This is a genomic window from Thalassovita mangrovi (assembly GCF_009857745.1).
GTDB lineage: Bacteria > Pseudomonadota > Alphaproteobacteria > Rhodobacterales > Rhodobacteraceae > Thalassobius > Thalassobius mangrovi.
Map to the genome: position 1 here is coordinate 114,829 of NZ_WWEN01000011.1, position 13,976 is coordinate 128,804.

A 13,976-nucleotide genomic window follows, 5' to 3' on the forward strand; every position below is an offset into this window, starting at 1 on the left:
GCTATGCTATCGTCGTTCCGTAGGCCGGGTTTCAGCCCGGCATGTGGCGTGTAGCGGATGACGGAATTGCCGGACTGGAAGCCCGGCCTACCACGTGCCGACACAGGAAGGCCCCCAACGCCCCCAACAAAAAGCCCCGCCGAAGCGGGGCTTTTCTTTTATTCCGCGGCGTCCGCGTAGTCTTCCATCGGCGGGCAGGTGCAGACCAGGTGACGGTCGCCATAGACGTTGTCGACCCGGTTCACCGGCGCCCAGTACTTGTCGACGCGGAACGCGCCCGGCGGGTAGCAGCCCTGTTCGCGGCCATAGGGACGGTCCCAGTCGCCGACCAGATCCTCGACCGTGTGCGGCGCGTTCTTCAGCGGGTTGTTTTCCGCATCGATCCGGCCTTCCTCGACGTCGCGGATTTCCTCGCGGATCGCCAGCATGGCGTCGCAGAACCGGTCCAGCTCGGCCTTGGTTTCGGATTCGGTGGGTTCCACCATCAGGGTGCCGGCGACAGGCCAGCTCATCGTCGGTGCGTGGAAACCGCAATCCATCAGCCGCTTGGCGATGTCGTCGACGGTGATCCCGGCGCTGTCGGCGAAGGGGCGGGTGTCGATGATGCATTCATGCGCCACCCGGCCCGACGGGCCCTTGAACAGCACGTCGTAAGCGCCTTCCAGCCGCTTGGCGATGTAGTTGCCCGACAGGATCGCGACGCGGGTGGCCTGGGTCAGCCCTTCGCCGCCCATCATCAGGCAATAGGCCCAGCTGATCGCCAGGATCGAGGCCGACCCGTAAGGCGCGGCCGAGACCGGGCCCTGTTCGCCGCCGGTTTCCGGATGGCCCGGCAGGTGCGGCACCAGGTGCGATTTGACCCCGATCGGCCCCATGCCGGGGCCGCCGCCGCCATGCGGGATGGCGAAGGTCTTGTGCAGGTTCAGGTGGCTGACGTCGCCGCCCAGATCGCCGGGGCGCGACAGACCCACCATCGCGTTCAGGTTGGCGCCGTCGATATAGACCTGGCCGCCATGTTCATGGGTGATGGCGCAGACTTCCTTCACCGATTCCTCGAACACGCCGTGGGTCGAGGGATAGGTGATCATGCAGCCGGCGAGGTTCGCGCTGTGCTCGGTCGCCTTGGCGAGGAAATCGTTCAGGTCGATATCGCCGTTTTCCATCGATTTCACCGGCACGACCTTCCAGCCGACCATGTTGGCGCTGGCCGGGTTGGTGCCGTGGGCGGAGGTCGGGATCAGGCAGACATTGCGGTGCCCCTGCCCGTTGGCGCGGTGATAGGCGGCGATGGTCAGCAGACCGGCATATTCCCCCTGCGCGCCCGAATTGGGCTGCATCGAGAAATCGTCATAGCCGGTGATGTCGCAGAGCTTGGAGCTCAGATCGGCGATCATCTCGTGATACCCTTCCGCCTGATCGGAGGGCACGAAGGGGTGGATATCGGTGAATTCCGGCCAGCTGATCGGGTTCATTTCGGCCGCCGCGTTCAGCTTCATGGTGCAGGACCCCAGCGGGATCATCGCCCGGTCCAGCGCCAGGTCGCGGTCGGCCAGACGACGCATGTAGCGCATCATCTCGGTTTCCGCCCGGTTCATGTGGAAAATCTTGTGATCCAGGATGGTGGTTTCGCGCAGCGCGTTGTCGGGCAGGCGCCAGTCGCCGGGCCGGTCGTCGGCGCGGGTGATGCCGAAGGCGCGCCAGACCGCTTCGATGGTTTCGGGCACGGCCGCTTCATCCAGCGTGATGCCGACCTTGGTGGTGCCGACCGGGCGCAGGTTGATGCCCTCGTCCACGGCGGATTTCAGCACCGCCTGCTGCAGCGGGCCGACCTCGACCGTGACGGTGTCGAAGAAGGTTTCCGGCTCGATCTTGAACCCGGCCTCTTCCAGCCCCTGCACCAGGCGTACCGCCTTGCGATGGATACGCTGCGCAATGGCCTTCAACCCGTTCGGGCCGTGGAACACGGCATACATCGAGGCCATGACGGCCAGCAGCGCCTGCGCGGTGCAGACGTTCGAGGTCGCCTTTTCGCGGCGGATATGCTGTTCGCGGGTCTGCAGCGCCAACCGGTAAGCGCGGTTGCCGCGCGCATCGACCGACACGCCGACGATCCGGCCCGGCATCGCCCGCTTGAAGGAATCGCGGCACGCCATGTAGGCGGCGTGCGGGCCGCCGTAGCCCAGCGGCACGCCGAAACGCTGGGTCGAACCCACGGCGATATCGGCGCCCATCGCGCCCGGTTCCTTCAGCAGCACCAGCGCCATCGGATCGGCGATGACGATGCCCGCCGCTTTCGCTTCGTGCAGCGCGTCCATCTGGGCGGTGAAATCGCGCACATGACCGTAGGTGCCGGGATACTGGAAGATCGCGCCGAACACCTTGTCGGCCTCCAGGTCCTCGGGCGCGCCGACGATCACCTCGATGCCCAGCGGCGCCGCGCGGGTCTGCATCACGGCGATGTTCTGCGGATGGCAGTTTTCATCGACGAAGAAGGCCGTGGCCTTCGATTTCGCCACCCGCTGCGCCATGGTCATGGCTTCGGCCGCCGCGGTCGCTTCGTCCAGCAGCGATGCGTTGGCGATTTCCAGCCCGGTCAGGTCGCTGACCATGGTCTGGTAGTTCAACAGCGCCTCGAGACGGCCCTGCGAGATTTCCGGCTGATAGGGCGTGTAGGCGGTGTACCAGGCGGGGTTTTCCAGGATGTTGCGCTGGATCGCCGGCGGCGTGACGGTGCCGTGATAGCCCATGCCGATCAGGCTGGTCAGGACCTTGTTCTTGTCGGCCACTTCGCGCATCCGGCGCAGCATCTGGCGTTCCGACAGCGCCTTGCCGAAGCTCAGCGGCGCCTGCTGGCGGATCGCTTCGGGCATGGTTTCGCCGATCAGTTGATCAAGGCTGTCGACGCCGACCACGTTCAGCATATCGGCCATCTCGTCGGGCGACGGGCCGATATGGCGGCGGTTGGCGAAATCATAAGGCAGATAATCGGTGGGCTGGAACGGCATCCCGGAGCTCCTTGTCACGGCGCGTCTGTGTCATCTTTTTCGTGGCGGAAAATACCCCCGCCGGAGGCTGGTGCTGCGCCCCCCTCCGCGGGGGGCGCAGTGCCATCATCTTTGCAAGGCAGGTGTTACTCGACCATTGCCTTGTATTCGTCCTCGGTCATGAAATCGTCGAGCACGGCGGCGTCGTCGATCTTCATCTTGAAGAACCAGGCCTCGCCCAGCGGGTCTTCGTTGACCTTGCCCGGCTCGTCGACGATGGCCTCGTTGACCTCGACGATTTCGCCGTCGACCGGCGCGACGATGTCGCTGGCGGCCTTGACGCTTTCGATCACCACGATTTCATCGCCCTTGGCGACCTTGGTGCCGACCTCGGGCAGTTCGACGAAAACGACGTCGCCCAGCGAGGTGCTGGCGTGTTCGGTGATGCCGACGACGACCACATCGCCATCGAGCTGCAGCCATTCATGATCTTCGGTAAATTTCATTGGCCTGGTCCCTTTTCCTTGAAGCCTGTTCTTATCTCTTGAAACGCGCCGGTACGAAGGGCAGCGACACGACCTCGACAGGGAGTCGCTTGCCCCGCACCTCGCCATAGATAACCGTACCGGGGGTGGCCAGATCAATGGGAACATAGCCCATCGCCACCGGTCCTTCGACCGAGGGGCCGAATCCGCCCGAGGTGATCGTGCCGATCGGGGTTTCCTTTTCCTCGCCCGCGAACAGCTCGACGCCTTCGCGCATCGGCGCGCGGCCCTGCGGTTTCAGACCGACGCGGGCGCGTTCCGCGCCGTTGTGCAGTTCCGACAGGATGCGGTCGGCACCGGGGAAGCCGCCTTCGCGGTCGCCGCCCGAGCGGCGGATTTTCTGGATCGCCCAGTTCAGGCCGGCCTCGACCGGGCTGGTGCTGGTGTCGATGTCGTGGCCGTAAAGGCAAAGCCCGCCTTCCAGCCGCAGGCTGTCGCGCGCGCCCAGACCGATCGGCATCACCCGTTCGTCGGCCAGCAGCTTGCGCGCCAGCGCCTCGGCCCCCGCGACGGGGACCGAAATTTCATAACCGTCTTCGCCGGTATAGCCCGAGCGCGACACCCAGCATTCGGCGCCGTCCAGGGTGACCGTGGCCACATCCATGAATTTCATCACCGCGACCATCGGGTTCAGTTCGGCCAGCACCGCCTCGGCCTCGGGACCCTGCAGCGCCAGGAGCGCGCGGTCCTCGATCACCTCGAGCGTCACATCGGCGGGCAGGTTCGCGCGCATGTGCGCGATATCGGCGTCCTTGCAGGCGGCGTTCACGACCATGAAGATGTGATCGCCGCGATTGGCGAACATCAGGTCGTCGAGGATGCCGCCTTCATCATTAGTGAAGAAGCCATAGCGCTGGCGATTCTCGCCCAGCCCCGCCGCGTTGACCGGCACCAGGGCTTCCAGCGCCAGCGCGGCGGTTTCAAAGTCGGCGCCGCGCAGAATCACCTGGCCCATGTGGCTGACGTCGAACAGCCCGGCATGGGCGCGCGTGTGCAGGTGTTCCTTCATCACGCCGGCGGGGTATTGCACCGGCATGTCGTAGCCCGCGAAGGGCACCATCTTGCCGCCCAATTCGCGGTGCAGCGCGTCCAGTGGCAGGGAAAGCAAATCGCTCATGGCCGTTCCGATCCTTTTATCTTCCGGTCCGGCGATGAAAGCCCCGTTCCGGCATCAATCCTGCGCGGGGCGGGCCCTCGCGCGTTTCGATGCCCCCTCTGTCCTTATTGCCTGAGATCGCTATCCCTTCGGCGGACGCCTTTGCGGCGTCACTCTCCAGAGTCTGTCGGTCCGATCGGTCCCTTGGGCCTGAGAGTTTCCGGGGCGGTTGCTCCTTCGGCACCGGCAAAGCCGGTTCTCCCGATCGGTGATCCGTGATTAGCCCAGACGTTTTATTTCGGCAAGAGGTCGTTTTTGGACGGGTCCGTATTTATGCGGGCCGGTCAGGCGCATCGGACCGCGCCGCACAGAAACCGCGCAGCGGGCAAAGGCAAGGTATCTGTCAGTGACTCGGACGGCTGCGCGATTGGTTCAGCGTTCGCAGCGGATCGAGGACATGATGTCGAGCAGCTGATCATTGCCGCAGACCAGCGAATCCAGCGTGATCTTGTCCAGGTGCTGATAAAACGCCTCGGCCGCGTCGGCGATGGCCAGCTTCAGCCGGCAGGCATCGACCAGCGGGCAGGTATTGTCGACATCGGCGAAGCATTCGGCCAGCGGCACCGAGGCTTCCAGCGCCCGGAACACGTCGCCGACAAAGATGTCATCGGATTTGCGGGCCAGGGTGATGCCGCCATTGCGGCCCCGCTGGGTGTGCAGATAGCCCATCTGACCGAGCTGATTGATCACCTGCGCCAGATGGTTTTCCGAGGCGTTGCAGCACTTCGCGATTTCCGATTTGGTCACGAGCCGGTCGGCATTTGCCGCACAAAACATTAGAACCCGAACCGCGATATTCGTGCGTTTGGTAATACGCAAGCCTTCTCTCCCCCTCTGGCACGTCGCCGCCAGAGCCGTTATTGTTTATTTCGATCGTGTCAGGATCATTTTCCCCGCCGACACTATGCGGGGACAGATTGAATATGATCAATAAATGATTAGCTATATCCTATGACAAACGCGTTTTTCTTTGGCTACGGGTCGCTCGTTAACCGTAAAACACACGCCTACGGAGAGGCGCATCCGGCGCGCGCTACCGGATGGAGAAGAACCTGGCGCCACACCGCGTTGCGCCCGGTCGCCTTCCTGACCGCGATTCCCGATCCCGGCACCGTCATCGAGGGGCTGATCGCCGGGGTGCCCAACGGCGACTGGCGGGCGCTGGACGCGCGCGAACATGCCTATGACCGGGTCGAGCTGAGCGACCTGGACGACCATCCCCTGCCCTTCACGCCGCGCGCCGCGATCTATGCGATTCCCGAGGGCAAGCACGGCGCGCCGTCGATGGCGCATCCGATCCTGCTGAGCTATCTCGACGTGGTGATTCAGGGCTATCACCAGGAATTCGGCGCCGAGGGCGTGGACCGGTTCTTCGCCACCACCGACGGCTGGGACGCGCCGATCCTCGACGACCGCAGGGCGCCGCAATATCCCCGCCACCAGACCCTGACGGCTGGCGAAACCCGGCTGGTCGACCGGCTGCTGGACGATGTGGGCGCGCGGCGGGTGTCGCTGACCCCCGCCCATTCCGAGGCGCTGCGCGCAACCCGCGGCGACTGACCGCGACGTCTGACCAAGGCGGCGGCGCACGCCGCCGCATCCCCGCGCCGCGCGGCGCGGGCCCCTTCACCGGCGGCCGGGCGGCAAGAGTTTGCGGCGCGGCGTGACTGCAAATCCGACGCCAATCCGGCCCCGCCACCCCATTTCCCATACTTTTTCCCGTCATCCCCATACCAATGAAGGTATCAAGTGCAGGCTCCGCGTGCCGTTGTAACTAGTGGGAAAGCGGGTGCCCGTTGCCGATCTTCAAAACCCCGCATGGCTTAGATGCTTGAAGAGAGACCCGTCGCGACAGCTGCCCGAAACAGCGGCGGGAATTCCGAAGGGGGAAGAATGACCAAGTCGAACATGAAGACCGTGCAGCAGGTGATCCGCAAGCGCCGCCTGTTTGCCGTGCATCCCGACGATATGGTGCGCCAGGCCTGCAAGGTGATGAACAACCGCGAACTCGGCGGGCTGCCGGTGATCGATGCGGATCAGCGCCTGCTGGGCATGATCAGCGAACGCGAAGTGGTCCGCGGCTGCATCGGCGAACACCGCCGCGCCGCCACCACCACGGTGGGCGAGGTGATGGAAACCAACCCCGCCTTCGCCGAACCCGATGACAGCATCATGATCGCCATGGCCAAGATGATGCAGAACAACGTCCGCTATCTTCCGGTGGTGCGCGGCGGCATCGTGACCGGCTGCATCGGCATCCGCGAACTGGTGGACGAGTTGAGCTATATCGCGATGCAGAACGTGGGCATCATCGACAAGGCCCTGCCCCGTCTGCACGAAGAACTGGTCTGATCCGGGCGGGTTGCCCCGCCCCGTTATTCGTTATTCACGGTTCGGCCTGGACCGCAGCAAGGGCCACAGCCCCCGTTTGGCCCCGCTGCATTTCCACCCAGTGCCGAAAAAAGGAAAGCCCCGTATCCTCCCAGGGATGCGGGGCTTCTCCCTCTTGATGCTGTCGCGGATCAGCCGCGGGCGCGCACCACCTGCAGCAGCGGCATCACGTCGGACATGTCGGGCCCGTGGCTCTTGCCGGTCAGCGCCTTGCGCAGCGGCATGAACAGGCCCTTGCCCTTGCGCCCGGTCGCTTCCTTCACCTGCGCCGTCCAGTTGCCCCAGGTGTCGCCGTCGAACGGGCCTTCGGGCAGCAGCGCCATCGCCTGGGCGATGAAGTCGCGATCCTCGTCCTCGATCACCGGCTCGGCGCCGTCGCGGAACAACTCCCACCAGCCCTTCAGGTCGGCGCGGGTGGTGATGTTTTCGCGGGTCACCGACCAGAACCGTTCGGCCTGATCGCCCGGCACGCCAAGCGCCGCGATCTCGTCCGCCACCGCCGCCAGCGGCAGGGCCTGCAGGTAATGGGCGGTCAGCGGGAACAGGTCCTTTTCGTCGAACTTGGTCGGCGCCGCGCCGAAGCGGGAAATGTCGAAGCCCTCGATCAGTTCGTCCATCGAGCCGCGCAGTTCGACCGGATCGGCCGAGCCCAGCCGCGCCATCAGGCTCAGCAGCGCCATCGGTTCGACCCCCTGTTCGCGCAGGTCCTTGATCGCCAGGACGCCCAGGCGCTTCGACAGCGCCTCGCCCTGCGGGCCGGTCAGCAGCGAATGGTGGGCGAAGTCCGGCACGTTGCCGCCAAGCGCGCGGATGATCTGGATCTGGGTGCCGGTATTGGTCACGTGGTCGGATCCGCGCACCACGTTTGTCACGCCCATTTCGGTGTCGTCGACGACCGAGGCCAGCGTGTACAGCACCTGCCCGTCGGCACGGATCAGCACCGGGTCGGAGACGCTGGCCGCATCGATGGAAATATCGCCCAGGATGCCGTCATGCCATTCGATCCGTTCGTGATCGAGCTTGAAGCGCCAGTAGCCGCCGCGTTCCTCGCGCAGCTTGGCTTTCTCGTCTTCGCTGAGCTCCAGCGCGGCGCGGTCATAGACCGGCGGCTTGCCCATGTTGAGCTGCTTCTTGCGCTTCAGGTCCAGTTCGGTCGGGGTTTCGAAACACTCGTAGAACCGGCCCATGTCGCGCAGCTTGTCGGCGGCCTCGGCATAGCGGTCGAGCCGCTCGGACTGGCGTTCCATCCGGTCCCAAGTCAGGCCCAGCCATTCCAGGTCGCGCTGGATCTGGTCGACATATTCCTGTTTCGACCGCACCGGGTCGGTGTCGTCGATGCGCAGGATGAAGGTGCCGCCGGCCTTGCGGGCGATCAGGTAGTTCATCAGCGCGGTGCGCAGGTTGCCGACATGGATGTAACCGGTCGGCGACGGGGCGAAACGGGTGGTGGTCATGGCATACTCCTGTTGTCCGGTCCCATGTCACAGGCGCACGGATTTGTCCAGAATGGCGCGCGCGGCGGATCGCGTTTCACGTTTGCGTGATAGGCGCGGGCAAAGGCGCGATCGGCGCTATGCTATCGCCCACGGGAGATTTTCAGGGAGATATCACCATGACGACCAGTTTGACCCGCCGCCGCCTTCTGACCGGGGCCGCTGCCCTGCCGCTGGCCGCCGCCAGCGCCGGGCCGCTTTCCGCCGCTGCCGAGATGCTGGGCGCCGCACCGGCGCGCTTCAACCGCTTCAAGATGGGGGATTTCGAAGTCACCTCCCTGCTGGCCGGAACCCGCACCGTGCCCGAGCCGCAGAAGATCTTCGGCCTGAACGTCAGCGAAGAGGAATTCGCGCAGGTGTCCGCCGCCAACATGATCCCCACCGATGCGGCGCAGTTCTTCTTCACCCCCACCGTGGTCAATACCGGGGCCGAGCTGATCCTGTTCGACACCGGGCTGAACCCCGAGGGCATCACGCAGGCGCTGCAGGCCGCGGGCTACAGCGCCGATCAGGTCGACAAGGTGGTGATCACCCATATGCATGGCGATCATATCGGCGGCCTGTCGGACGATATGGGCGAAACCTTCACCAATGCAACTTACGTCACCGGATCGACCGAATTCGACGCCTGGGCGGCGATGGAAAACGAAGGGTTCGACGCCAAGGTGCGGCCGCTGGCGGAAAAGACCAGCTTCCTCGATGACGGCGGCAGCGTCGCGGGCGGCATCACCGCGATGGCCGCCCCGGGCCACACGCCGGGCCACATGACCTATATGCTGGAAAGCGGCGGCAAGCAGCTGCTGCTGGGGGCCGATTTCGCCAATCACTATGTCTGGTCGCTGGCCTATCCCGACTGGGAAGTGCGCTTCGACCGCGACAAGGCGCAGGCCGCCGCGACCCGGCGCCAGTTGCTGGGCATGCTGGCCGCCGACCAGACCCCGTTCATAGGCTATCACATGCCCTTCCCCGGCATGGGTTATGTCGAGGCGCGCGGCGACGGGTTCAAATACCTCGCCGCCAGCTACCAGCACATGCTCTGAACGGCGCGCGCCCCGCTGGCCTGACACGGGCAGGCGGGGCGTCCCGCGGGGAAATCGCCGCTTGGCGGCGCGGGCCCGCGATGCCATTCTCCCCGTAACAAGGGGGACAGATGCACGACATCCTGACCATCACGCTCAATCCGGCGGTGGACATGTCCACCGCCACCGACTGCCTGAAACCGGGGCAGAAGCTGCGCTGCGACGCGCCCAGCAGCGATCCCGGCGGCGGCGGCATCAACGTGTCGCGGGTGATCGCGACGCTGGGCGGGCACAGCCGGGCGCTGGTGGCGATGGGCGGGCTGGCGGGCCAGGCGCTCAAGACCCTGCTGGAACAGGAAGACCTCGACGTGCTGCCGTTCCACGCGCCGGGCGATACAAGGGCCAGCTTCGCGGTGCGCGACCGCGCGACCGGACAGCAATACCGTTTCGTCCTGCCGGGGCCGCAATGGGGCGAAACCCGGCTGGCCGATATCCTGCGGCTGTCCGCCGAGGCCGCCCCGATCGGCGGCTACGTGGTGCTCAGCGGCAGCCTGCCGCCCGGCATCCCCGACGATTTCCCGCTGCAACTGGCCCGTGCCATCGCGCCGCGCCGCGCCGAACTGATCGCCGATATCTCCGGTGCCGCGCTCGCCACGCTCTGCGCCCGCCCTGCCAAGATTGCCGCCGATCCCATCGCGCTTCTGCGAATGAACCGGTCCGAGGCGCGCTCGGTCGCAGGCCGCCCGCTGGCCAAGCGCGAAGACAGCGCCGGCTTCGCCTCGGCGCTGGTCCACAAGGGCGTGGCGAGGCTGGTGGTGGTCGCGCGCGGCGCCGACGGGTCGGTTCTGGCCACGCCCGACGGCTGCTTTCACTGCGCCCCGCCCGAGGTCGAGGTGGTCAGCAAGATCGGCGCCGGCGACAGTTTCGTCGGCGCCTTCACCCTGGCGCTGGCCCACGGCCTGCCGCCGCAGGAAGCATTGCGCCGGGGCACCGCCGCCTCCTCGGCCGCGGTGCTGACCGAAGCGACCGAGCTGTGCACCCGCGCCGATGCCGACCGGCTGCTGCCGCTGTGCCGGGTCGAACCGCTGATGGCGCATACCGCCTGAGCGCTTCTTCTTTTCACAAATATCCCGGGGGAGTCGGTGAAAATCCCGCGGAATTTTCACCGACGGGGGCAGCGCCCCCTCTGCCCGGGGGAACTGCCCCTGCCCTGGGGGGCATGGCGTCACTGTTCGCGGAAGGCGCGTGACATGCTGTCTCGGACCGGCTTGATCAGATATTCGAAGAAGGTCCTTTCTTCGGTGGTGATCATGACCTCGGCCGGCATCCCGGGCAGCGGCGTGAAGGACGACACGCGGCCGTATTCCGACGGCGGCAGGTCGATATTGGCGACATAGACCTCGCGCGCCACGCCCAGTGACGTATCGGTGATCGCATCCGCCGACAGGTAGCTGACGAACCCGCTGAGCACCGGCGTGGTGCGCTTGTTCAGCCCCGACAGCCGGACCGCGGCGGCCTGGCCCAGCCGCACATTGTCGATATCCTTGCGCGGCACCAGCGCCTCGATCAGCAGCGGCGCGTCGGCGGGCAGGATTTCGGCGATCGGCTTGCCGCTTTCGATCACGCCGCCGGCGCTGTGGTAATACATCCGCACCACGGTGCCGCCGACCGGCGCCACCACGGCCGAACGCGACAACACGTCCTCGGCCTTGCGGGCCTTTTCGCGGATCGAATCCAGCTCGGCCTGCACCGCCTGCAATTCGTCCAGCGCGCGGCGGCGGCGTTCGGTCGTCAGCTTTTGGATTTCCAGGTCGAATTTCAGCCGCGAGCGTTCGATTTCCTCGATCTCGGATTCGAGCCGGGCGATATGGCCGGTGGTTTCCAGCACCGCGCGGCGCACGGCGTTGTATTCGGGGCGCCGGATCAGGCCCTTGTCCAGCAGGCCCTCCTTGTCGGCCAGTTCCTCCTCCAGGCTGAGCCCACGTTCGCGGTAGGCGTCGAGTTGCGCCTTGTAGCCGGTGCTGCGGATATTCAGCGCTTCAATCCCGTTGCGCAGGATCGCCAGTTCCTGGTCCTCCACGCTGCGCGAGGATTCGAAGGCGAGCCGCTGATCGGCGATGATCTGCGACGCTTCCTCGTTCGTGTCTGCCATCTGCACCAGGTTCGGCGGGAATTCGATCCGGTCGGCTTCTTCGTATTCGGCGCGCACCCGCGCCTCGTTCGCTTCGAGCCGCGCCTTGCGGAACTCCAGTTCGCGCAGGTCGGCCTGGGCCGCCGTCTGCTTGAGCTGGATCAGCACGTCGCCCTTTTCGACCCGGTCGCCCTCCGACACCACCAGCGCCTCGATGATGCCGCCTTCGAGGTGCTGGACGATCTTGTTGCGCCCGGTGGCGACGAAGCTGCCCTGCGAAATCACCGCCGAGGCCAGCGGCGCGTAGAAGGCCCAGGACCCGAAGCCGCCGAAGGCGACCACGAACAGGAAGATGCCGAAGATCGCCTGCTTGCGGATCGAGCGCGGCACCTCGTGGTGCCATTCGAGGATTTCAACGCTCTGTGTCATTGCCCGGTTCCCCCCGTGATCGACCCGCCGCCAGCATCGGTGCCGCCCTGCTTGAACTGCGTCAGTTGCTGCAACACCTCGTTGCGCTGGCCCATCAGGGCGACGTTGCCGCCGGCCAGCAGCATGATCTTGTCGACGACGCTCAGCAGGGTCGGTTTCTGGGTGATCACCACCACCGTGATCTGGTTCGCCTTGGCGTGTTCGATGGCGCGCGACAGCGCCTGGTCCCCGGCGACGTCGAGGTTGGAATTGGGTTCATCCAGCACCAGAAGCTGCGGATCGCCGAAGAAGGCCCGCGCCAGGGCGATGCGCTGTTTCTGCCCACCCGACAAGGGCGATCCGTCCGCCGCCACCATGGTTTCATAGCCCTGCGGCAGCGAGGCGATCATGTCATGCACATCGGCCAGCACCGCGGCGCGGTGTATCTGGTCGTCGGTCGCCTCGTCGCGCATCCTTGCGATATTCTGCTTGATGGTGCCGGGGAACAGCTGCACGTCCTGCGGCAGATAGCCGATGTTTTCGCCCAGCTGCCGCGGTTCCCAGTTGCGCAGGTCCATCAGGTCCAGCCGCACATTGCCCGAGGTCGGCAGGATCGATCCCACCAGCATCTTGCCCAGCGTCGTCTTGCCCGCCCCGGAATTGCCGATCACCGCCAGCGTGTCGCCCGGTTCGAGCGAGAAGCTGATCGCGTTCAGCACCACCTGCTTGGTGCCGCCCGGCACATAAAGCAGCCGTTCCACGTCCAGCCGCCCCTGCGGGTCGGGCAGCCGCAGCCGTTCGAACCGGTGCGCCGAGCGGGTCAGCAGGTTGGCGATCCTGCCATAGGCCGCGCGCGACAGCAGGAACGCGTTCCAGCCCTCGATCGCGCCTTCGACCGGGGCCAATGCCCGGCCCGCGATGATCGACGCGGCGATCACCATGCCGCCGGTGATTTCGCCGCCGATCGCCAGGTAGGCGCCCCAGCCCAGCATCCCCACCTGCGTCAGCAGGCGCACACCGCGCGACACGGTGGCGGATATCACGTTGCGGTCCTGCGCCCGCACCTGCGCGGTCAGCGAGGCGGCGGTGTCGCGGCCCCAGATGGTCACCGCTTCGGGAATCATGGCCAGCGCGTTGATGATCTGGCTGTTGCGGGTCATCGAATCGAGATGCAGGTTGGCCCGCGACTGCGCCTGGTTGGCCTCGGCGAAGGGCTTGGCGGTCATCCTTTGGTTGATATTGGCGATCACGAACAACAGGATCGCCGTGCCCAGGACGATGAAGCCCAGATGCGGATGCACCAGGAAGATCGCCACCATGAAGATCGGTGCGAAGGGCACGTCGAGGAAGGACATCAGCGTGCCGGAGGTCATGAAGCTGCGGACCTGCTGCAGATCGCCCAGGGCCTGGTATTCGCGCCCCGATCCATGCAGCGAGGCATGCGCCGCCGCGCTGAGGATCGGCGCGCCCAGCCTTGCGGCCACTTCCACCGCCGTGCGCATCAGCATGAAGCGGCGCACCGCGTCGAACACCGCCTGCAGGATCACCGCAAAGGCGATGATCACCGTCAGCATGATCAGCGTATCCACCGAGCGGCTAGTGTAAACGCGGTCCGAGAGCTGGAAGAGATAAAGCGGGATGGCCAGCACCAGAACATTGGTGGCGCAGGTCATCAACATGACGAAGAGCAGGTTGCGCCGGACCGCCGCAACGCCTTCGCGCAGGCTTTTTTCATAGTTCTGCGGCCCCATCCGGCGGTGGAACCGCGCATTGCCGCCGCCCCCGCCGCCGCCATGACGTGGAAACCAGCCTCGCGGGCCCGTTCGATCAGCGCTTGCAACAGCGCCCG

11 protein-coding genes and 1 riboswitch are annotated in these 13,976 nt (G+C 65.8%); of the genes, 4 read left to right on the forward strand and 7 right to left on the reverse strand.

Annotated features, from left to right (window positions below):
* Positions 1-158 precede the first annotated feature (158 nt).
* The 4 genes from gcvP to GR167_RS19425 all read right to left on the reverse strand — a co-directional run bounded on the left by gcvP (position 159) and on the right by GR167_RS19425 (position 5,504).
* Positions 159-3,005: an aminomethyl-transferring glycine dehydrogenase gene (gene gcvP, locus GR167_RS19410; protein ID WP_160975395.1), complete on the reverse strand. Its 2,847-nt coding sequence runs from the start codon at positions 3,003-3,005 to the stop codon at positions 159-161.
* Positions 3,006-3,130: 125 nt separating this feature from the next.
* Positions 3,131-3,490 (reverse strand): glycine cleavage system protein GcvH, encoded by a 360-nt coding sequence (gene gcvH / locus GR167_RS19415; RefSeq protein ID WP_160975396.1) that lies wholly within the window; start codon positions 3,488-3,490, stop codon positions 3,131-3,133.
* Positions 3,491-3,521: 31 nt separating this feature from the next.
* Positions 3,522-4,646, reverse strand: coding sequence for a glycine cleavage system aminomethyltransferase GcvT (gene gcvT, locus GR167_RS19420; protein ID WP_160975397.1), 1,125 nt, complete (start codon positions 4,644-4,646; stop codon positions 3,522-3,524).
* Positions 4,647-4,812: 166 nt separating this feature from the next.
* Positions 4,813-4,899: riboswitch (glycine riboswitch) on the reverse strand.
* Positions 4,900-5,057: 158 nt separating this feature from the next.
* A complete protein-coding gene (locus tag GR167_RS19425; RefSeq protein ID WP_160975398.1) occupies positions 5,058-5,504 on the reverse strand; it encodes an RrF2 family transcriptional regulator in 447 nt (148 codons plus the stop codon).
* A gap of 132 nt (positions 5,505-5,636) precedes the next feature.
* On the opposite strand from GR167_RS19425, the gene GR167_RS19430 reads away from it, so the two are divergent.
* Together GR167_RS19430 and GR167_RS19435 are read left to right on the forward strand one after the other, a co-directional pair.
* On the forward strand, positions 5,637-6,245 hold the full coding sequence (locus GR167_RS19430) for a gamma-glutamylcyclotransferase family protein (RefSeq protein WP_160975399.1): 609 nt from the start codon (positions 5,637-5,639) through the stop codon (positions 6,243-6,245).
* A 333-nt stretch (positions 6,246-6,578) separates the two neighbouring features.
* The gene (locus tag GR167_RS19435; RefSeq protein ID WP_160975400.1) at positions 6,579-7,037 is read left to right on the forward strand and encodes a CBS domain-containing protein; all 459 of its coding nucleotides are present in this window, start codon (positions 6,579-6,581) and stop codon (positions 7,035-7,037) included.
* Positions 7,038-7,207: 170 nt separating this feature from the next.
* Here the strand turns inward: GR167_RS19435 and gltX are convergent, their stop codons facing one another.
* Complete coding sequence (gene gltX / locus GR167_RS19440; RefSeq protein WP_160975401.1) at positions 7,208-8,530, reverse strand: glutamate--tRNA ligase; 1,323 nt, start codon at positions 8,528-8,530, stop codon at positions 7,208-7,210.
* Between the two features lie 158 nt (positions 8,531-8,688).
* Here gltX and GR167_RS19445 point away from each other — a divergent pair, with 158 nt between their 5' ends.
* Positions 8,689-9,609, forward strand: coding sequence for an MBL fold metallo-hydrolase (locus tag GR167_RS19445; protein ID WP_160975402.1), 921 nt, complete (start codon positions 8,689-8,691; stop codon positions 9,607-9,609).
* 110 nt (positions 9,610-9,719) lie between these two features.
* Entirely contained in the window at positions 9,720-10,694 is a 975-nt protein-coding gene (locus GR167_RS19450) for a 1-phosphofructokinase family hexose kinase (protein ID WP_160975403.1), read from the forward strand.
* Positions 10,695-10,813: 119 nt separating this feature from the next.
* Here the strand turns inward: GR167_RS19450 and GR167_RS19455 are convergent, their stop codons facing one another.
* Positions 10,814-12,148: an HlyD family type I secretion periplasmic adaptor subunit gene (locus GR167_RS19455; protein WP_160975404.1), complete on the reverse strand. Its 1,335-nt coding sequence runs from the start codon at positions 12,146-12,148 to the stop codon at positions 10,814-10,816.
* Positions 12,145-13,976 (reverse strand): type I secretion system permease/ATPase (locus tag GR167_RS19460; protein WP_160975405.1); only part of this gene is annotated, 1,832 nt, incomplete at its 5' end. The genes GR167_RS19455 and GR167_RS19460, both read right to left, overlap by 4 nt.

Coding starts and splice junctions, on each gene's coding strand:
- gcvP (WP_160975395.1), bottom strand. CDS start 3,005: ATGCCGTTCCAGCCCACCGATTATCTGCCTTATGATTTCGCCAACCGC.
- gltX (WP_160975401.1), bottom strand. CDS start 8,530: ATGACCACCACCCGTTTCGCCCCGTCGCCGACCGGTTACATCCATGTC.
- gcvH (WP_160975396.1), bottom strand. CDS start 3,490: ATGAAATTTACCGAAGATCATGAATGGCTGCAGCTCGATGGCGATGTG.
- GR167_RS19455 (WP_160975404.1), bottom strand. CDS start 12,148: ATGACACAGAGCGTTGAAATCCTCGAATGGCACCACGAGGTGCCGCGC.
- gcvT (WP_160975397.1), bottom strand. CDS start 4,646: ATGAGCGATTTGCTTTCCCTGCCACTGGACGCGCTGCACCGCGAATTG.
- GR167_RS19430 (WP_160975399.1), top strand. CDS start 5,637: ATGACAAACGCGTTTTTCTTTGGCTACGGGTCGCTCGTTAACCGTAAA.
- GR167_RS19435 (WP_160975400.1), top strand. CDS start 6,579: ATGACCAAGTCGAACATGAAGACCGTGCAGCAGGTGATCCGCAAGCGC.
- GR167_RS19445 (WP_160975402.1), top strand. CDS start 8,689: ATGACGACCAGTTTGACCCGCCGCCGCCTTCTGACCGGGGCCGCTGCC.
- GR167_RS19450 (WP_160975403.1), top strand. CDS start 9,720: ATGCACGACATCCTGACCATCACGCTCAATCCGGCGGTGGACATGTCC.